The sequence below is a fragment of the Halomonas sp. GT genome (assembly GCF_002082565.1).
Lineage (GTDB): Bacteria > Pseudomonadota > Gammaproteobacteria > Pseudomonadales > Halomonadaceae > Vreelandella.
The window spans coordinates 3,643,964-3,664,123 of sequence record NZ_CP020562.1 but is presented as its reverse complement, the minus strand read 5'-3'; the positions used below and the strand labels follow the sequence as shown (position 1 = coordinate 3,664,123).

General features: G+C 53.2%; 17 protein-coding genes. 13 read left to right on the top strand and 4 right to left on the bottom strand.

The window, feature by feature from the left end; genetic code table 11:
* Positions 1-56: 56 nt before the first annotated feature.
* Genes B6A39_RS16615 through B6A39_RS16605 form a run of 3 tightly spaced genes read right to left on the bottom strand, consistent with a single transcriptional unit; the run spans position 57 to position 2,436 of the window.
* Entirely contained in the window at positions 57-986 is a 930-nt protein-coding gene (locus B6A39_RS16615; RefSeq protein WP_083007410.1) for a biotin-dependent carboxyltransferase family protein, read from the bottom strand.
* A complete protein-coding gene (locus B6A39_RS16610; protein WP_083007409.1) occupies positions 983-1,687 on the bottom strand; it encodes a 5-oxoprolinase subunit B family protein in 705 nt (234 codons plus the stop codon). Before B6A39_RS16610 ends, B6A39_RS16615 begins: the two co-directional genes overlap by 4 nt.
* The gene (locus tag B6A39_RS16605; protein WP_083007407.1) at positions 1,684-2,436 is read right to left on the bottom strand and encodes a 5-oxoprolinase subunit PxpA; all 753 of its coding nucleotides are present in this window, start codon (positions 2,434-2,436) and stop codon (positions 1,684-1,686) included. Before B6A39_RS16605 ends, B6A39_RS16610 begins: the two co-directional genes overlap by 4 nt.
* Positions 2,437-3,097: 661 nt before the next feature.
* On the opposite strand from B6A39_RS16605, the gene B6A39_RS16600 reads away from it, so the two are divergent.
* The 4 genes from B6A39_RS16600 to B6A39_RS16585 all read left to right on the top strand — a co-directional run bounded on the left by B6A39_RS16600 (position 3,098) and on the right by B6A39_RS16585 (position 7,164).
* The gene (locus B6A39_RS16600) at positions 3,098-4,078 is read left to right on the top strand and encodes a LysR family transcriptional regulator (protein WP_083007405.1); all 981 of its coding nucleotides are present in this window, start codon (positions 3,098-3,100) and stop codon (positions 4,076-4,078) included.
* A 41-nt stretch (positions 4,079-4,119) separates the two neighbouring features.
* Entirely contained in the window at positions 4,120-5,109 is a 990-nt protein-coding gene (locus tag B6A39_RS16595; RefSeq protein ID WP_083007404.1) for a TRAP transporter substrate-binding protein, read from the top strand.
* A gap of 163 nt (positions 5,110-5,272) precedes the next feature.
* On the top strand, positions 5,273-5,836 hold the full coding sequence (locus B6A39_RS16590) for a TRAP transporter small permease (protein ID WP_083007402.1): 564 nt from the start codon (positions 5,273-5,275) through the stop codon (positions 5,834-5,836).
* A 23-nt stretch (positions 5,837-5,859) separates the two neighbouring features.
* Positions 5,860-7,164, top strand: a complete 1,305-nt coding sequence (locus tag B6A39_RS16585) for a TRAP transporter large permease (RefSeq protein ID WP_009722974.1) — start codon at positions 5,860-5,862, stop codon at positions 7,162-7,164.
* 15 nt (positions 7,165-7,179) lie between these two features.
* Here B6A39_RS16585 and B6A39_RS16580 read toward each other — a convergent pair whose 3' ends face one another.
* Complete coding sequence (locus B6A39_RS16580) at positions 7,180-8,712, bottom strand: GGDEF domain-containing protein (RefSeq protein ID WP_083007401.1); 1,533 nt, start codon at positions 8,710-8,712, stop codon at positions 7,180-7,182.
* Between the two features lie 218 nt (positions 8,713-8,930).
* On the opposite strand from B6A39_RS16580, the gene B6A39_RS16575 reads away from it, so the two are divergent.
* From B6A39_RS16575 to B6A39_RS16535, 9 genes are all read left to right on the top strand, one after another.
* Positions 8,931-11,630 carry a bifunctional diguanylate cyclase/phosphodiesterase gene (locus B6A39_RS16575; protein ID WP_083007399.1) on the top strand — a complete coding sequence of 900 codons (2,700 nt, stop codon included), beginning with the start codon at positions 8,931-8,933 and terminating at the stop codon, positions 11,628-11,630.
* 117 nt (positions 11,631-11,747) lie between these two features.
* Entirely contained in the window at positions 11,748-12,476 is a 729-nt protein-coding gene (locus tag B6A39_RS16570) for an HAD family hydrolase (protein WP_083007398.1), read from the top strand.
* Positions 12,469-13,179, top strand: a complete 711-nt coding sequence (locus B6A39_RS16565) for a UTRA domain-containing protein (RefSeq protein ID WP_083007396.1) — start codon at positions 12,469-12,471, stop codon at positions 13,177-13,179. Before B6A39_RS16570 ends, B6A39_RS16565 begins: the two co-directional genes overlap by 8 nt.
* Before the next feature lie 167 nt (positions 13,180-13,346).
* The gene (locus tag B6A39_RS16560) at positions 13,347-14,396 is read left to right on the top strand and encodes a putative 2-aminoethylphosphonate ABC transporter substrate-binding protein (protein WP_083007395.1); all 1,050 of its coding nucleotides are present in this window, start codon (positions 13,347-13,349) and stop codon (positions 14,394-14,396) included.
* A gap of 43 nt (positions 14,397-14,439) precedes the next feature.
* Positions 14,440-15,564: a putative 2-aminoethylphosphonate ABC transporter ATP-binding protein gene (locus B6A39_RS16555; RefSeq protein ID WP_083007393.1), complete on the top strand. Its 1,125-nt coding sequence runs from the start codon at positions 14,440-14,442 to the stop codon at positions 15,562-15,564.
* On the top strand, positions 15,561-17,255 hold the full coding sequence (locus B6A39_RS16550; RefSeq protein WP_083007391.1) for a putative 2-aminoethylphosphonate ABC transporter permease subunit: 1,695 nt from the start codon (positions 15,561-15,563) through the stop codon (positions 17,253-17,255). Before B6A39_RS16555 ends, B6A39_RS16550 begins: the two co-directional genes overlap by 4 nt.
* 53 nt (positions 17,256-17,308) lie before the next feature.
* On the top strand, positions 17,309-18,445 hold the full coding sequence (locus B6A39_RS16545; RefSeq protein ID WP_083007390.1) for a 2-aminoethylphosphonate--pyruvate transaminase: 1,137 nt from the start codon (positions 17,309-17,311) through the stop codon (positions 18,443-18,445).
* The gene (gene phnX, locus B6A39_RS16540; protein ID WP_083007388.1) at positions 18,445-19,263 is read left to right on the top strand and encodes a phosphonoacetaldehyde hydrolase; all 819 of its coding nucleotides are present in this window, start codon (positions 18,445-18,447) and stop codon (positions 19,261-19,263) included. Before B6A39_RS16545 ends, phnX begins: the two co-directional genes overlap by 1 nt.
* Entirely contained in the window at positions 19,260-20,153 is an 894-nt protein-coding gene (locus B6A39_RS16535) for an EamA family transporter (RefSeq protein ID WP_009722964.1), read from the top strand. Before phnX ends, B6A39_RS16535 begins: the two co-directional genes overlap by 4 nt.
* Positions 20,154-20,160 lie beyond the last annotated feature (7 nt).

The following is a 20,160-nucleotide window of genomic DNA, read 5'->3' as shown; positions in this document are numbered from 1 at the left end:
AACGCTTGCTCTAAGTAACTTCCCTGTTCTAACCCGCATCGATAGATGCGGGTTTTTTAATGCCAATGGCTTAATTGTTTCCGATAGGCAATTTGCGCTTGGCTGGCACTGACAGGGCTCAAACGCACTTCGGTCCCCGGTACGCATTGAGCAAGCAGCGCACAAGCCATCGGGGTAAGTGCACCTAGGCGTGGATAGCCGCCAATGGTTTGGCGGTCATTCATTAACACAATCGGCTGGCCGTCGGGTGGGATTTGCACGGCGCCAAGGGGAATTCCTTCAGAAATAATGCCTCCGAGCGTGCAATGCAGAGGCTGACCGGTGAGACGAATACCCATGCGATCAGCGCGGTTATCTACCGTCCAAGTCTGGTTAAAAGCGTTGTACAGGCTACGTCCGGCGAAATGTGAAGCTTGCGAGCCAAGCACCATGCTGAGTTGGCAGCTTTTCTCCGGCATGGCGGGGGCTACTCCTTCAGGCAAGCTGCGCTCGCCGGGTGAGCTACCCTGCCAGGTGAGCTGGTCGCCGGTTTGTAGCGGTTTGCCGTCGTCACGGAGCCCGCCAATTTGCTCGCGGGCAGTGCAGGAACGGCTGCCCAGAATCGTTGGTGCGTTTAATCCGCCAGGAAACGCCAGATAGGCCCGTAGGCCACGCCGAGGCTGGCTGAAAATGAGTGTTTGACCGGAACGCAGCAGAAAGCTTGTGTTGGTGGCTAATGGCTGACCATCAATGGTAGCACCCAGGTCGGCCCCTGTGAGTGCTAGGCGCACCTCGATAGTAGCGACCAGGGTGAGGTTACCACCCATGACAATTTCTAGCGCCGCGCTATCAGGTGCATTACCAAGGAGCCAGTTTGCCCAGCGAAATGAAATCCAGTCGGCGGGGCCTCCTTGGGTAACGCCCAAATGTCCCACACCAAACCGACCGGTATCTTGAATGAGTGCCAGCGGCCCGGCCTGCTTAACGGTCAGCATTGCTTGGTTCATGACCGCTCCTCCATCGGCGTTGTATCGCCTCCTGCTGCTTCGAATTCCTTCTTGCTAATCGCTTTAAAGCGGACTTTGTCACCTGGGCGCAGCAGCGGTTCACCCCGCTTAGCGTATTCAAATAGCGGCACGGCGGTGCGACCTAAAATATTCCATCCTCCTGGGGAAAGGAGCGGGTAGATAGCCGTTTGTCGATCGGCAATGCCCACACTGCCTGCCGCGACTTTGCGACGGGGTGTTTTCAAGCGAGGCGTGGCGATGCCTTCGTCTACTAAACCCATAAAGCCGTAGCCGGGGGCGAAGCCCAACGCGAATACGCAATAATCATGGCTGCAGTGACGCTCGATCAGAGAATCAACGCTGAGCCCCGCACGTTTTGCCACCAACGGAAGCTCAGGGCCAACGCTTTCGTCGTACCACACGGGGAGTTCATGCAGTTGGCCGTCCTGAGATTCAACGGGTGTTAAGTGGCATAGGGAATTGCGAATCAGCGTAGTGGCCTGGCTAAATGTCAATTGTTGGCTGTCGTAGTGCACCAGCAGCGTGGTGTAGGAGGGAATAAGGTCAATGAGTGCCTCGCCCAGCGCCTTGCGTAGGGTTTGATCGGCCGCGATGATCCACGCCATATTGGATTCATCGATAGTGTCAAACAACCGTATCGTAAGGGCGTCCATCGCCGCCGTTTCTAAACGCAGTTTCACACTGACTCCAGCGCCGTAAAGGCATCACGAATAGCGCGCACGGCAGCGACTGACTCAGGGTTGTCGCCGTGCACGCACAGGGTGTCGCAAGGCAGGTGCAGCGCGCTACCGTCACGGGCGGTCAGCGCCTCGCCCTTGGCGAGCGCCACGGCTTGCGCAACGATAGTGGTTTGATCATGATGGACAGCACCTGTCAGGCGGCGAGAAGCGAGGTGGCCGGTTGCTTCATAAGCGCGGTCAGCAAATGTTTCAAACCACAGGGTAATGCCCATTTTTTTCGCCAACTGGCGGTGAGGCTCTGGATCGGCAGTTGCCATGACCATTAGCGGAAGGCTGGCATCATAAGCACGTACCGCGCGCATAGCACCTTCCAATAATTCGAGATTCGCCGCCATGTCGTTATACATCGCTCCATGGGGCTTGATATAGCTGAGTCTTGCGCCTTCTGCTTGGCAAATCCCAGCCAGCGCGCCGACTTGATAGAGCACCATATCTTCTACTTCGGCGGGCGAGCAGGCCATGGAGCGACGACCAAATCCCATTAAGTCAGGGTAGCCGGGGTGGGCGCCAATACGAACGCCATGCTGACTGGCTAAGGCGACCGTGCGCCGCATTACATGGGGGTCTGAGGCATGATAGCCACAGGCGATATTGGCACAATCGACATAAGGCATTACGTCGGCATCTAAGCCAATGGACCAATTACCGAAGCTTTCGCCCATATCGCAGTTCAGCAGTGGGATTGCCATGTTGTCTCCTAGCCTGTTTTTAATTTATTAGAATAACGTGTTCGTTAACAGTGGGTTATTAGTTAACAGCGTTGGCAAAGAACGCTTAATTTAATAATGGAGTGCTAATATTAAAGGGTCTCTTGTGAAAGTCTCTTGTGACGTTGTGGTTGTCAGTGCTTGTTATGAATGTCTGTTTTAAATAATTAGCTTGGTTATCACTGTGACGTCTTAAAACCAATATATGAACCTATCTTGTTAAGTTCCAATCGTTTTTAGCGATACTTAGTATCGGTGCTTCCTATCATGCTGTTATTTATTGGGAAAATGGTTGACGCTAGGGGGGAATACGATTATCAAATAAATAAAGCGACTCGATAAAAGATTATAAAAAAACGCTCACGCCAGCCCTAACGAATACCTGCAGTTTCAACAATAATCGGCGGACAGTGAGTGGTTTTGAGGAGTGAAGCATGCAAATGTCGGCCATGGGTCAGCTTGTCAGCGTTCAGCCTGTTATCGTGGATAACTTCACTATGCTGGCCCCAAGATTGCATTACACAGCAATGCGACCATTTCACCCAGTGATACATTGTGTTCGGGAGCGGCACTGCGCGCGACGTTACCTGTGCGGTGTAGGAGTCCCTGTCGATGTTACTGCAACCGTTGGTTAGGCAAATGTATGCTTGATTTCAAAGAGCTAGACGCCTTTGTTTGGGCGGTAAAGCTGGGTTCTTTTCGTAAAGCGGCGGTACGCCTACATATTACGCAGCCTTCCGTTTCTGAGCGTATCTCGCGCCTGGAAAGCACCGTAGGTGAACTATTGCTTGAGCGCTCAGCACGTCCGATTCAGCCAACTATGCGTGGCCGCGAATTCTTTTTGCATGCTGAGCGCATACTGCACCAGCGTGATGAGGCGCTGAAGTTGTTTGATAGCGCCGAGACCTTTTCTGCGCCCCTTAGGCTCGGCACCATTGAAACCATTGCACATAGCTGGTTTCCCGCGTTTATTCAGCAGCTTACTGAGCGCTTTCCAGAGCTCATCATTGAACTAACAGTCGATTACTCGCCGGTCCTTAATGATCGGCTTAAGCGCAACGAGCTTGATATTTTGCTGGCAATGAATGGTTACTTGGCCCCAGAGCAGATTGAGTGCGATACGTTAAGCCCTTATGAGATGGGTATGTTTGTTTCACCTCGTCATGCTGCGTTGCTAAACGAACACCCCAACGCTTGGTGCCAGTCGTTGCCGTTTATTTCTTTTGGCAGGCAGGCTCGCCCCTACGAAGAACTAGTCCGTTACCTTTCTGACGTGGGCGTTCGTCAGCCTCGTATCCATAGCGTAAGCACATTGATGACCATTGCACGGATGACGATGGAAGGGTTGGGAATCGGTGCGCTTCCGGTCGCTACTGTAGTAGATGAGTGGCGACGGGGTGATTTATACCGTTTAGCGCTACCCGTTCCTTTGCCGCCTATGAACTATGATGTGATATGGCGCAGTGCAAATCATCCTCGTTTTTGTCGCAGTGTGGGCCGGATCGCCCAAGAATGTGCAGTTAACTATGCCAGAGAGCGGCGCGCTGATATGGCAAATACATGTTTTACCGGCCGCTGGGTGCGCCCTAGTGCAACCCCTGCCACTCCCGAAGCAGCATCTTGATCAACATGAACTTCCATTAATATGAATAAGAGGACGTCCCCATGCATAAACGTATAACAACGCCGCTACTGTTAGTGACCGCTTGCAGCCTTGCTGCTGCGGCGACCGCTCATGCGGCTGAATGGACCATGGCAACGCCTTATGGCGATGCAAGCTTCCATACTCAGAACAATAAACAGTTTGCAGAGGATGTGGCTGAGGCCACAAACGGTGACTTAACCATTACGGTGCACAGCGGTGGTTCTCTGGTCTCTCATGGTGAAATTAAACCGTCGGTGCGCCGCGGCACGATTGATGCTGGCGAAGTGTTCCTCTCCATTCTTTCAAATGACGATCCTATTTTCGAAGTCGATACACTGCCCGGGGTAGCCGGTAGCTATGAAGATGCCTATGCCTTGTGGGAAGCCACTAAGCCGATGATTACTGAGCTATTTGCCTATGAAGGAATGGTGCCTTTGTATGCTGTAGCTTGGCCAGCGCAGGGCATTTACACCGCGGAGCCGTTAACGGATCCCGAGCAGTTCGATGGCTTGCGGGTGCGTGCGCCGAATATTAATACTCAGCGTTTCGTTGATAATTTAGGTGGCAGCCCAACGGAAACCGAAGAGTCTGACATTCCTACCGCGTTTAGCACCGGACGTGTGGATGCCATGATTACTTCTAGTTCTACCGGTAACTCAATGGCAGCCTGGGACTATGTGACCGACTACACCGATGCCAACTTGTGGCTACCTAAGAACATTGTGTTTATGAGCCAGCGCAGCTTTGATCGTTTAGATGAAGCTACCCAAGATGCCCTGATGGAAGCCGCGGCTCGTGCCGAAGAGCGTGGTTGGCAAATGAGTCGCGAGAATAATGAGGCTAGCCTGGAAGCACTGAAGGAAAATGGTATTTCGGTTTCTGAGCCTAATGAAGCGGTTTCTGCTGCCCTGCAAGCGGCAGGTGATGAGCTATTTGCCGACTGGGAATCCCGTGCTGACGACGATGCAAAACAAGCCTTAGAGAGCTATCGCGAACAACGCGGTAACTGAGTATTAATGACTAATCATTAATAACTAGTCCTTAATAATTGGTTATTAATAGCTAAGTCTTAATAGCTAGATCTTAATAACTGAGTCTTAATAACTAATGCTGGCTTTAAGGGCGGCTGTTCGGGCCGCCCTTACCACTCACGCGCTCAATGAGACTGCGAACATGATGTTTAAATTCGACAAACTCTACCGCCTCGGTGCCTGGGGTGCAGCCGCGTGTATGGTGGCTATTTGTGCACTTATCGCACTGCAGGTTACGTTTCGGTTAGTAGATGCACTGCTTATTTTGGTTGGCCTTAGCCGACTCGGCGTGAGCATCACCGGCGTTTCTGAGATGGCGTCGTATCTGTTAGTTGGGGCAACGTTTCTTGGGCTTGCCTACACCTTTGTTCACCATGCGCATATTCGGGTAACACTGCTTATCTCGCGCCTACCTTCTGCCATCCGCGTCTGGTTTGAGGTGTTTGGGTTACTCATTGCAGTAGTGATCAGCCTTTTGCTGGCCTATGGCTTGATTGGGCTGGCAAGAGAAAGCCTTCAATATAACGATGTATCGTCAGGCTTTTTATCTATTCCCTTGTGGATACCTCAATCGGTACTGGTCGTTGGTGTAGGGCTCTTGGCATTGGCACTTTTGGAAGCCTTGTGGATAGCGCTGCGTATCGCTATCCAGGACCCTGCGAGCTTCCGTGAAGCAACCGCCATCGACGACAACGAAGCGCATTAAGACGCTACCCGGGAGACACCCTCGTGCTATTACTCAGTTTGGCTACCATCTTTACCCTTGTGGTGCTGTTAGGCAGTGGCGTCTGGATTGCCTTTGCCCTAATTGGAACGGCTTGGGTTGCCCTTCAGTTTTTTAGTCCCTTCGACCCCGGCCCTATTCTTGCCTCGGATTTTTGGGGAGCAAGCTATGGCTGGGATTTAACGGCGTTGCCGATGTTTATCTGGATGGGGGAGATTCTGTTTCGTTCAGGTCTTGCCGACAATATGTTTCGTGGCTTATCGCCCTGGTTAAATCGCCTGCCGGGACGTTTGCTCCACACCAATATCATTGGCAGCGGCATGTTTGCCGCCGTATGTGGCTCTTCAGCGGCGACCTGTGCAACGGTGGGTAAAATGACCCTGCCGGAACTCGAGCGCCGTGGCTATGACAGCAACATGGCGATTGGTACATTGGCCAGCGCATCAACGCTGGGCTTGCTGATTCCACCTTCCATCGTGCTGATTGTTTATGGCGTGGTGACTGAGCAGTCCATTACCCGGCTATTTATGGCAGGGATTGGGCCAGGGCTGATGATTTTAGCCATGTTTATGACCTATTTGGTGCTGTGGGCCCTGTTGAAAGGTAATCGAAACGGCTTAACCGGTGCTGATGAGTCGGGTATGAGCTTTGTTGAAAAGCTACGCAATACCTGGTCGCTGGTGCCAATTCTGCTGCTGATTGGCGGTATTATCGTATCGATTTATGGGGGCCTTGCATCACCTACAGAAGCTGCGGCGGTGGGCGTTGTGCTGTCGATGGTCATTGCGCATTTTAATGGCCACTTTAATCGAGACATCTTTACCAGCTCGTTATTTGCTGCAGTGCGTACCGCGTGCATGATCGCCTTTATTATTGCTGGCGCTTCATTTCTGACCTCTGCGATGGGCTTTACTCAAGTGCCTATGCAGCTAGCCCGCACGATTGGCGAAATGGGGCTATCCCCCACGATGCTGTTAGTGGCTTTAACGGTACTGCTGTTAATCATGGGCTGTTTTTTGGATGGTATTTCACTGATTCTGCTAGTAACAGCCATTATTATGCCTGTGGTTAGCGCTGCTGGATTTGACCTGATCTGGTTTGGTATCTATCTGGTGATTGTGGTTGAGATGTCGCAAATTACGCCGCCAGTGGGCTTTAACCTTTTTGTCATTCAAGGGCTTACTGGTAAAGATATTGTCACTATCACGAAAGCCACACTGCCGTTCTTCCTGCTGATGCTGCTGGCGATTGCCTTTATGCACCTCTTCCCTGAGATCGCTTTATACCTGCCTCAGGCAATGAACAGATAGTAAAAGGGTTAATGGTCAATCTTGGCCATGTACGGAGATGCCCCGGCGGCCAGAGCGCTTGATGATGTACATGCTCTGGTCGGCGGCATCTATCAGTTCTCGTTCATTGCTGAAATTACCATCGCTTAAACACGCAATGCCCATAGAAGCGGTTACATATAGGGCTTCTTGGTCGATTTTCAGCATAGGTTGCTCATTTAAATACAGTGCAATGCGTTCGGCTAACTGTCTCGCGGTGTGAGCCGTCTCATCGGGCAAGATAATTAAAAACTCTTCACCGCCATAGCGACCTGCTAAATCGCCTGAGCGAGTTAATGACGCTAGCGTTTTACCAAAACGTTCCAGAATTAAGTCGCCTGCTTGATGGCCATATCGGTCGTTAAGCACTTTGAAGTGATCTAAATCGATAAACACCACTGACATCGTGCGGCCTTGTTCATTGCAAAGTGCAAAACGTTCCTGGAGTTGCTGCTCTAACCACGCACGGTTAGCCAATTGAGTTAGTGGGTCAATACGGCTGCGTTCTTCTAATGCAGAATTATACAGCTGTAGTGTATCCAACTGCTGTTGCTGGGCATCTAATCGTGCTGTAAGCGTTAAAGCATGTTGATAGAGCAACTGCTGTGCGTCCGCCAGCAGTGTTTGACTATCCACAGGCGCTGGTGCGGTGAGATCCAGAATATCTGTCAGTAAATCGATTTGTTCAGGCAACTGATGGAAAAGTGCTTCAATGATATTCGTAGGTAGTGTTTCTGTGACGGCTAATTGCCTAAGCAACATTGCTAACGTGGTGCTTGGTTCAGGGCTGAGCCAAGCATCGGCGATTGGACCGGATAAACGCAGGCAGAGTGTCGCCATGTCATCTGTGAAAAAGCCATCATGGCTTTGGTAAATAGCATGCACGATTGGTGACGGTAGCCCCCATTTGGCGGCTAACCAAGCGCCAATCAGTGTATGGTCACTGCCAAAGCGGGCACGTTCAGCGTTGACCAACTGTGCGTGAGACATTTGGCGTTCAGCGTATAGCGTTTCAGCCTCGTCTGGGTAGGTGGTGAGAATTGCCAAAATGCCAATATCTTGTAGTAGGGCAAGCGTGAATGCGCTGCCAACTTGTGCGGGACAGAGTTGGTGAGCCAGCTTGCTTGCTACCACGGCGGCAATAATGGCGCGTCGCCATGTTTGTAGAGCGACATCCTCTGCGGGAGGCCAGGGAAACAGCGTGAAGCTCAAGGCGGTGGCGAGCGTTGCGTCCAGCCCCAGTCGCTGGGTTGCTTCTAAGCTCGTTTGTGCAGGGTGGGCTGAACGAAGATAGTGCACGCTATTGGCGGCAGCAATAAGGCGGGCTGTTAACCCTGGATCGCGTTCAATTACGCGAGCATAGTCACTGAGAAGAGCCTGGGGGGAACGCGCCACTTCAAGCACTTGCATGGCGACAGTAGGTAGCGAAGGCAGGTTAGCCGTCTGTAATAACGTATTACTAAGAAAACTGGGAAGCTCATTAGTAAGCGAGGCATAAAGTGTTTCGTCTACGGCTGAAAGGCTCGTCATGTTATCTCCCAACGTGCTGTCCAGCGTAGCGAGCAGCCACTAAGTTATATGCTAAATGATTCATCACAGCGTCTGCGTGTGTTAGCAGTGTCATATGTAGGCATTGTAAATCAGTAAAATAGCTGTTTATGCTGTAGCCCGCTGCATTTTATTGCAACAGCTTATTGCAACAGTGCTCTGTGGGCAGCTGCTCTACGATGACAAAAGAGAGTGCGCCAATGCACACCAGAAACGAAGCGTCGGAGATTTTCCGTCAGTTGGCGGAAGGTTTAGGACGCAGCGGAAGACCCGACTTTTATACGACGCTTGTTGAGCAACTTGCCCATCTGCTTGGGATTGATCATGCGTTGATCGCTGTGGTCACCGAGCCTCATATGGCCACAACGTTGGCCGTTTGGTCAAATAATTGTCATCAGGATAATATTGCTTACTCTCTCACTGGAACGCCTTGTGAAACCGTTTTAGGTAGAGAGCCTTGCTTGTATGCCTGCGATGTTCAGGCGCGCTTTCCTAAAGACGAGCTGCTCGGCCAACTGGGTGCAGAGAGTTACATGGGGTTGCCTCTGTTTTCATCCGATGGTTCGGCCATTGGCATCTTAGCGGTGTTAAGCAATAAACCGATGCAGCTCGATGGACTTGAAAACGAAATCTTGCGCATTGTGGCCGCTCAAGCGGGGGCAGAGCTAGGCCGCTGCCAAGCCGAACAAGCGCTTCGTCAAAGTGAAGAACTGGCTCGAGAGAGTGAGCGGCGTTTAAACACGTTGCTTAATCACCTTCCTGGCATGGCCTACCGTTGCCTGAATGATCAACACTGGACGATGCAGCTGGTCAGCCAAGGGGCTGAAGCGCTCACGGGCTATCATCCAGACGAATTACAAGATAATCGACTCATAAGCTTTGCCTCTCTCATACACGAAGCCGATCAAGACCGCCTTCATCTAGCAGCACAGCAGGCAATTCAACAGCGTCAGCCATATCGCGTGGTGTACCGATTACGCCACCGGGACGGCAGCTACCGTTGGATGTGGGAGCAAGGGCAAGCTGTTATCGATGATGATGGTCAGGTGGCCTATCTTGAGGGCTTTATCTCAGATGTGACTGATCAGCACGAATCACAACGCGTACAAGATGCGGTGGTACAAGTCGCCTCGACAGTTACCTCACGTGTAGGAGACGATTATTTTCACCAGTTGATCGTCACGTTAGCCACGTTATTAGAAGCAGATGCCGGGTTTATCGCGTTACTGGATCAGCCCGTTCCACAGCGTTTGGGAACATCTAATAAGAAAAACGCGCTGCTACCCGCCACAGCAGCTCATACCGTTAGTTTAGTTGCGAACGGTCAGTTAATAGATAACCAAACGTTTATGCTGCAGGGAACGCCTGCTGAACGAGTCGTGTTTGAAGGCGAGAGCGTTGTGCAAAATGGCCATGCATTTACGCTGCCAGGAACCTCGTTCAGCACCCAGGCGTGGATAGGCCGCCGCTTGGATAATGCTAAGGGCGATGCCATTGGCGTGATGATGGTGTTTTACCAAACACCACTGACGACCAATGCGTTTGCTACTTCCGTGCTGAAAATTCTCTCTACTGGCGCTGCCGGTGAGCTTGAACGTCGCCGTGATCATCGTTACATGCAACGTCTTGCTTACACAGACAACACAACAGGATTGCCTAATCGTGCGCGCTTTATTGAGCTGTTGGCCAGTATGGGAAAAGAGGCATCTAGTCGGGATGACTCACTTTCACTTCTACTGCTGGATATTCGGCGCTTTAAAGAGGTAAATGATTTACATGGTCACGAGGTAGGAGATCAGTTACTCGCAACCGTAGCTGAGCGCTTGCGGAAAACTAGTCTATCTAAAAGCGCTGTCGCACGACTTTCCGGTGATGAATTTACAATACTGTTGCCCAGCATTGAGGATGTTTGCCTTCAAGAGGTGGTGTTTCAATTATGCGAAATTATCAAACGGCCCATCCAGCTGGGGCATCGTATTTTTAATCTCGATGTCAGTATCGGGATTGCTAGCTATCCAAGCGATGTATCGGAGGCTGGTGAGCTGTTTAACGCGGCCAGTATCGCACTCCATCACGCAAAACGCCGTGATAACAGCGTATGCCCCTATACACAAGCGATGCGTCAGACGCTGGAGCGTCGGCAATGGATGACCGAGCGCCTGCATCAAGCCATTACTGAGCGGCGCTTACAGCTTTATTTTCAACCGCAGTTCAGTCTTACGAGCAAAACATTGACGGGTGCTGAGGCGCTGTGCCGCTGGTTTGACTCTGAGTGGGGCTGGGTAAGCCCTGGCGAGTTTATTGCTTTGGCGGAAGAGCGTGGCTTGATCCGTATGCTGGGAGACTGGGTGCTAGAAGAAGCGGCACGTCAGTTAAGTGTTTGGCAGGCCAGCAATACGCCACTGCCAGGTAGGCTCTCAATCAATATTTCAGCTCAACAATTTGCCGACCCTCAGCTAACCGCGCATGTGGCTAAGCTAACCGCCTGTGTACCTCCGGGCACCATTGCGCTTGAACTCACTGAAAGTGATTTTATGCGTGATCCCGATCAGGCGGTCACAATTACCCAGGCTATGCGTCAGGCTGGTTACGCGCTGTTTATTGATGACTTTGGTACGGGTTACTCATCGCTCTCGTATTTACGGCGCTTTGCTGCGGACGCGTTAAAAATAGACATTTCGTTTGTGCGAGACATGCTTGATAACCACCATGATCGGGCGATTGTGCAAACCATTATCGCCATGGCTGACACGCTTGATATGAAAACCCTTGCAGAAGGAGTTGAAAGCCCTGCCCAGGCCGATTTGCTTGCAAAAATGGGTTGCAGCGAAGCTCAGGGATACTGGTTTGGCCGCCCGCTACCCGCCGATGAGTTTGCCTCAATGTGGTTAACCCCTTAAGCCATTTTATGGATAGGTAAGGCGAGCAATATCCATTCTCAGTAATGGCGTCATCGTCCTGTCATCAACGTTGGCATACCCTACGCGCCGCCGAACTCGCGAAAAAAGGAGTGCCTCATGCGCCTCGCTCTGTTTGACCTTGATGACACCCTCCTGGACGGAGACTGCAGCGACCGCTGGAATTTATGGATGATCGAGCAGGGTTGGATCAGTGACCCCGAAATATTTATAGCCCGTGCCGAGCAGATGCAGCAGGCTTATCACGCCGGTAAGTTAAAGCTAGAGGAGTACTTGGCAATGACCTTGGCGCCGCTGCGGGGCCGCCGGGTGGTGGATGTACAAAAAGAAGTTGATCGCTTTGTCGCTACCCATTTGCAGCCCCGTATTTTTGATCAAGCCTGGCGCTGCTTGGAAGCACACCGTCAGTCAGGCGATATCCTAGTCCTCATTTCTGCATCATCGCATCACTTGGTCGCGCCGATTGCAACGATGCTAGGGATTGAGCATGTGTTGGCGGTAGAGCTAAGTGTCGAACAAGCGGGAAGTGGGGCAAGCTACACTGGCCATAGCAGAGGCGTGCTCTCTTACCGAGGGGGTAAAGTAGTGCGTTTTCAGCAGTGGCTAACTGAGCAAAAAATCATCCCCAGTCATACCACGTTCTACTCAGATTCCCGCAACGATATCCCGCTGCTTCAGTATGTTGACTGCCCGGTGGCGGTTAACCCTGACCCCGTGCTGGCGGAGGTCGCTAGTGTAGAAGGATGGCGGCGCTTAGACTGGCGGATGGCAGCGTCCTCAGACGCTTCATTGGCCAACGATCTATCAGGAAAATCGGCGCATGCCTGATGCTTACTATTTACAGTTAACTGAACAGCTTCGTTATTTAATCACTCAGCATGCCACGCAGTGGGAAGGCAAGTTACCCGCGGAGCGAGCGTTAGCAGAGCGCTTCTGTACGACCCGCGTTACGTTGCGCCAAGCCTTGGCGCAACTGGAGGGGGAGGGGCTTATTCACCGCAGTAATCGGCGTGGTTGGTTTATTTCACCGGCTAGGCTGGTGTATGACCCCACCCGGGACGCAGGTTTTAACGACTATGTGCGCGCTCAGGGGCGGCAACCACGCACGGCGGTTCTTAAGCTGGAAACTCGCTCACATCTGGCGGCTGCCCGTGCCCTGCAGCTGCCTGATGACCAGCCGTTTCACCACATTCGCCGTCGCCGTTACGTAGATGATCGCGCTGTGCTGGTGGAATCGCTTTGGGTGGTGCCAGAGCGTGCGCCAGAGCTGCTAGACATCTACAGCGGACAATCACTCTGGGGGTTGTTAAGAGGGCGGTGGGGGCATCATTTGGCCAATCGCTCGATACGCATGGTGTCCGAAGCGCTGTCGCCATTAGATGCAGAAGAATTACTCGTTGCCCCAGGTGCAGCAGGGTTAAACATTTGCCGCGCCATTTTTGATGGTCAACAACGTCCCATCGAATATGACGAAGAGCACTGGTTGCACGATTCGTTATGCATCCGTGTTGAGCTATCGGGCCAGCAGTAACAAGGTTACGAAGACAGGGACGCTCGAGAGAATCCTCACAAGATCCCTCACAAGAACCTACGCTTGAGCGTACACAACAACTTAAAAAATCGGTCAAACAAGCGTCATCGCACTGTCATTTAACGGCGGCAAACTCCTGGTCTATACCAAAACGCTGGGAGCCTACCATGTCGAAACTTCGCCGTTTGTTCCAACCTAATCAGATTGCAACTGCTCTGCTTGCAACGGCTGCCGTTGCCTTCACTTCTGTGGCTAGCGCCACTGAGCTGACGGTGTACACCGCCGTTGAGTCAGATGATCTGCAAAAATACGCCGAACGCTTCAATGCTGCCCACCCAGATATCACCATTAACTGGGTGCGAGATTCGACGGGCGTAATTACTGCGCGCCTGCTGGCGGAAAAAGATAATCCCCAGGCAGACGTTATCTGGGGCTTAGCAGCCACTAGCCTGCTGGTGCTTGAAGAAGAAGGCATGCTGGAACGCTACGCCCCTGCTGGCGTTGAAAACCTCGATCCAAAATTTATTGATGCTGCTTACCGTAACGGTGAAGACCCCGCGTGGGTAGGCATGGACGCCTGGGTAGCAGCCATTTGCTACAACACCATTGAAGGCGAGCGACAGGGTGTGCCCATGCCGACCTCCTGGGAAGACCTGACCCAGCCTGAGTTTGAGGGGCATGTGATCATGCCTAATCCCAACTCCTCCGGTACCGGCTATCTGGATGTAGCCAGCTGGATGCAGCTGTGGGGCGAAGAGCAAGGTTGGGACTATATGGACCGTCTGCATAACAACATTTCCCGTTATACCCACTCAGGCTCTGCTCCTTGCAGTTTAGCGGCCACCGGTGAAGCGGCAGTCGGTGTGTCGTTTGCCTTCCGTGGTGCACGGTTAAAATCCCAAGGCGCACCAATTGAAGTGATCTTCCCAGAAGAGGGGCTTGGCTGGGATATGGAAGCTGCCGCCATCGTTGCGGGTACAGCTAAACAGGAAGCTGCACAAACGCTGATGGATTGGGCTGTTTCCCGCGAGGCTAACGAACTCTATAACGAAGGCTACGCCGTCGTGGCTTACCCAGGTGTGGCACAGCCGATTGAAAACTACCCCGCTGACATTGCGGATCGCATGATTGATGCCGATTTCCAGTGGGCGGCGGTTAATCGCGAGCGCGTGCTGGCAGAGTGGCAGCGCCGCTACGACGGTAAAACCGAACAGTAAGCACGAACAGCTGCCCCGGCCATGGCCGGGGCTTGGAGATGTTATGCAGACCACACTGACATCGCCGCTGACGGCTCACTCGGCGGCGAAACCCCACTTACCCTCTGCGCACCTAAGCATCGATGGCGTCACCAAGCGCTTCGGTAGCTTTACCGCTCTGGACAATATTGCGCTACAGATACAGGAAGGCGAGTTTGTATGCTTTTTAGGGCCTTCTGGCTGTGGCAAAACAACCCTGTTGCGCACTATTGCAGGCCTAGCTCAGCAAACAGCAGGTAGCTTAATTCAGCGTGGCAAAGATATTTCCACACTGCCCCCGCAGGCGCGGGATTTTGGCATCGTGTTCCAATCTTATGCGCTGTTTCCCAATCTGACCGTGTTCGATAACGTTGCCTACGGGTTACGCAACCGTCGCAGTGATCGAGCGACGATTGATGCCCGCGTGGCGGAGTTGCTTGCACTGGTGGATCTTAGCGGTAGCGAACATAAGTATCCTGCCGCGCTTTCTGGCGGGCAGCAGCAGCGGGTTGCGTTGGCACGAGCGCTGGCGACTGAACCCGGCTTGTTACTGCTGGATGAACCCCTCTCCGCGCTGGATGCGAGGGTGCGCGGCCATTTGCGACATCAGATCAAAGCCCTACAGGCGCGCCTTGGCGTGACCACCATTATGGTGACCCACGATCAAGAAGAAGCGCTCACCATGGCTGATCGTATCGTGGTGATGAATCACGGGGTGATCGAACAAGTGGGTACGCCTGCCGAGATTTACCACCAGCCCGCCAGCGCTTTTGTGGCGTCATTTATCGGCACCATGAATTTTCTAGAGGTGACCGCCCAGGCGAATAACCACGCGCTGCTAGGCACTATTTCATGCCCTTGTTTGCCGCATACTTACGCGAAAGACCAAGCAGCTCAACTAGCCATTCGCCCCGAAGCAGTCGCGCTTAGTGCCAGCACCACTGGGCTGAGGGGTGATGTCATAGGTATTGAGTTTTTGGGTGCGTTTCAGCGGGTATCACTGCGACTTAACAGTACCGAGCAATGGTTACTGGCTGATGTTCCCAGCCGTGATAGCGCCACGCTAGGATTACGGCTAGGGCAAACCTTGGGTATCCATTTGCCTGCCGATGCTGCCCGTTTATATCCGGCAGGGAGCAACCAGTCATGAAGGCGAATATATTTTCAGCGCCTGCATCAACGCCTTCGCTGGAAGCATTGATACGCCTGATCGTGCTGCTAGCGGGCGTGGCGCTGCTAGTGTTCGGCCTGCTGTTTCCGCTATTTGCGATGTTGGTAAAAAGCCTGCAAGACCGCAGTGGCGACTTTATTGGGCTAGCTAACTTTGTGCAGTATTTTCAAACGCCAGCGCTGGTCAATTCGATTGCCAATTCATTGCGCGTTGCGTTCACCACGACGGTGGTCGTCGCTGGGCTCGCCTTTTTATGCGCCTACGGCATTACCCGTACCTGTATGCCAGGTAAGCGGCTCTTTCGAATGTTGGCGATTTTGCCCATTTTGGCGCCTTCGTTGCTACCCGCCATTAGCTTGGTGTATCTGTTTGGTAACCAGGGGTTTCTGAACGACGTGCTGGCTGGACATTCGATTTATGGGCCGATTGGCATTGTGATGGGCATGAGTTTCTGGATTTTCCCCCATGCGCTCATGCTGCTAACCACTGCGCTGACCAATAGCGATGCACGCCTCTATGAAGCAGCAGAAGCACTGGGCACGCCGAAGTGGCGTACGTTTTTGACGATTACGCTGCCCGGGGTGCGCTACGGGCTGATTTCATGCCTGTTCGTGGTCTTTACGCTGGCCATTACCGACTTTGGTGTGCCGAAAATTATTGGCGGCCAATTCAGCGTGCTCGCCACCGATGTGTATCGCCAAGTGGTGGGGCAGCAGAACTTCCAAATGGGCGCGGTGGTTAGCGTTATTCTACTGATGCCTGCAGTGCTATCGTTTATCGTCGACCGTTGGATACAGAAACGCCAAGTGGCTCAGCTTTCGGCCCGAGCAGTGCCATGGCGACCAACGCCTAACCCGCTGAGAGACTGGACGTTTGCGCTGCTGTGTTATTCGGTCGCGGGCGTTATTCTGCTGGTCATTGGTACCGCGGTGTATGCCTCGCTCATACAGTTTTGGCCTTATAACCTGTCGTTCACACTGCAGCATTACACCTTCCAAGGCTTAGCAGGCGGTGGCTGGGGTGCTTGGTTTAACTCCCTCAAACTGGCATTTAGCGTCGCGTTAGTGGGTACACTGGTTATTTTCTTTAATGCGTGGCTGATTGAAAAAAGTGAAGGCTATCGCCCACTGCGCCAAGGCCTGCATTTTATGGCCATGCTCCCCATGGCGGTGCCGGGTATGGTGCTGGGCCTGGCTTATATCTTCTTTTTCAACCAGGCAGGTAACCCCCTTAACTGGCTTTACGGGACTATGGCGATTCTGGTTCTCAACACGCTAGTGCATTTTTATACGGTGTGTCACCTTACTTCTGTCACCGCGCTGAAACAGCTCGATCCGGAGTTTGAAGCCGTGGGGGCCTCGTTAAAAGTACCGTTCTGGACCACATTTAGCCGCGTGACATTGCCGGTATCTCTACCTGCCGTGCTGGATATTTCTGTCTACCTGTTCGTCAATGCGATGACGACAGTGTCTGCGGTGGTGTTCCTCTATAACAGCGATACGCGGCTTGCTTCAGTGGCGGTGCTGCATCTGGATGAGGCGGGCTATTTTGCTAGCGCCGCGGCCATGGCTGTGCTGATTTTCCTGACCTCGCTGGTGGTTAAACTGCTCCACACTGCGCTTACCCACGTTCTCTTAAACAACGCTCAGCGTTGGCGCCAGGCGGGCTAAACAGCCCGCTACGCCAGCGGCCAATGTGTGCTTATAATCTGGTATAGACCAAAATGATGAATCATTCACAAGTGCCTTACCTCTTAACCCCAGGGCCACTAACCACCTCCCACGCGACCAAAGCAGCCATGTTGCGTGACTGGGGCTCCTGGGATGACGACTTTAACCGTGTGACTGCGGACGTGCGTGCGCAACTGCTTGCCATGGCCGAGGCGGCAAGCGACGCCTATGCCTGCGTGCCGATGCAAGGCAGCGGCACGTTCGCCGTTGAAAGTGCGCTGGCCTGCGCAACCAACCCCAACGGCAAGGTGTTGGTGTTAATGAATGGCGCTTACGGCAAGCGGGCTGCTCAACTGCTCGATATGATGGGCCGCCGTTATGTGACGTTGGACAAAGGGGACTACTTACCGCCGCACCCCGACGAAGTGGAGGAACTGCTACAGCAAGATGCTGACATTACCGCGGTGTTTCTAGTTCACTGCGAAACCAGCTCTGGCATTTTGAACCCGCTAGAAGCCATCGCTGAGGTGGTGCGTGCCCACGGGAAAACGCTGATCGTGGACGCCATGAGCTCGTTTGGAGGCATACCGATCAGTCTGACAAAAACGCCTATTGATGTGCTGATTTCATCAGCCAATAAGTGCATCGAAGGCGTACCGGGCTTTGGTTTTGTGATCATTCGCCAGACGCTACTTGCTGCTGGTAAGGGGTGTGCCCACTCGCTGAGCCTGGATTTACACGCCCAGTGGGACTACATGGAACGCACTGGCCAGTGGCGCTTTACCCCGCCCACGCATACGGTGGTGGCCTTCCAAGCGGCGCTTGCTCAGCACCGGGAAGAGGGCGGCGTACCGGGGCGCTGCGCACGTTATACCCACAATCGTGATATGCTGGTAAAAGGCATGCGAGCGTTAGGCTTCAGCACGCTTTTAGAAGATAAATGGTTATCGCCGATCATCACCACCTTTTTGAGCCCTACCGACCCTGCGTTTGAATTTAAGACGTTCTATGCGGCGCTGAAGGCTCGTGGCTTTTTGATCTACCCGGGCAAATTAACCGACGTTGAAAGCTTTCGCATCGGCTGCATTGGCCAATTGGATGCGGCGGTGATTGAACAATTACTCAGCGTTATTCAAGACACCCTAACGAATATGGGTGTTTCTCTCTTCACTGAATCAAGGAGTGCCTGATGCACTATCAATCTCCTCAATGCCTTCAGGCAGTGATTTGTGACTGGGCGGGCACGCTGGTCGATTTTGGCTCCTTCGCACCGACGCAGATATTTGTCGAAGCCTTTGCCGAACTGGGTATAGCGATCAGCCTAGAAGAAGCCCGCGGCCCGATGGGCATGGGTAAATGGGATCATATCCGCACGCTGTGCAATCAGGCTGAGATAGCCGAGCGCTTTCTCCTGGCAGTTGGCCACCTGCCGACTGATGCCGATGTGACGGCGCTTTATGAACGCTTTATGCCACTGCAGATCGCCAAAATTGCCGATCACTCGGCGGTGATTCCTGGGGCGCTTGATACGCTCACTTGGTTGCGAGGGCAGGGGCTGAAAATAGGTTCCTGCTCTGGCTATCCAGCCGTGGTGATGGAAAAGGTGGTGGCGCTAGCCGTCGATAATGGTCTGAAGGTGGATCACGTGGTAGCCACCGATGAGGTGCCCAATGGCCGACCGCACCCCGCCCAGGCGCTAGCCAATGTGATTGCCTTAGGTATTAGCGATGTCGCTGCCTGCATCAAAGTAGATGACACCACACCCGGCATTCTAGAAGGGCGCCGTGCTGGAATGTGGACGGTCGCCCTCACCTGTTCAGGCAATGCCTTGGGGCTTCGTTATGATCAGTATCAAGTACTGAGCGATAGCGAACGCCGTGCAGCCCACGAGCGCGTAGCCGCTCAATTTGCCCCCTCAAAACCACACTACAGCATTGCCACCATCGCCGAACTGCCAAGCGTTGTGGATGCCATTAATGCCCGATTACAGCGAGGAGAGCGGCCTTGAGCCCAGCCGCCTTAGCGTTAGTGCTGTTTTCGGTGTGTATGCATGCTGGGTGGAACGTGTTGGGTAAGCGTAATGCACCGTCGCTGGCTTTTTTTGCCTTGGCTTACGGGGCTGGCGGTGTGCTGTTGTTGCCGTTGGTGTGGCTTGGGCCATCGTTGGCGGCGCTACCCAACACATTCTGGGGATGGTTGGCGCTTTCTGGATTGTGCCAAATGCTCTATATGGGTGGCTTAGCCTGGGCTTATGCGCGTGGGGAGGTCAGCGTTCTTTATCCCATCGCACGGGCGCTGCCGGTGGTGCTTGTACCGCTCGTATCCATTGCGCTGCTCGGTAACCGCGCGCTGGATGTGGGGGATGGCATTGGCATGGCCTTGGTGGTGGCGGGGGCGCTCTGCCTGCCGCTAAGCCACCCAGAGGCGCGTAGGCTAGCTACCTATTTAACACCAGCCATGGGGTTTGCACTATTGGCAGCAGCTGGCACCGTGGGCTATTCGCTGATAGATAAGCAGGCATTGGCGTTGATGCAGATAGTAGGCCATAGCAGTTTAACCGCAGGCGCGGTGTTTATGGTGCTACAGGCATTGATGACCTTAACCTGGGCGATTCCGCTGCTGATGCTGCTACCCACGGAACGTCGCCGGTTGCCCGCCATCCGCCAGCAAGGGCTAGTGATGCTGGTCGTCACAGGGCTGATGATGACCTGCACTTATGGCTTGGTACTAATGGCCCTCGCACTAACCGACGAAGTGAGTTACGTCGTGGCGCTACGCCAGCTCTCCATTCCTGTAGGTGTATTAATGGGCGTGCTGTGGCTAAAAGAGCCCGCTTCTACGGCAAAAGCCGCTGGCACACTGATCATGTTGAGTGGGCTTCTGCTGGTAGCACTGTAAGCACGCA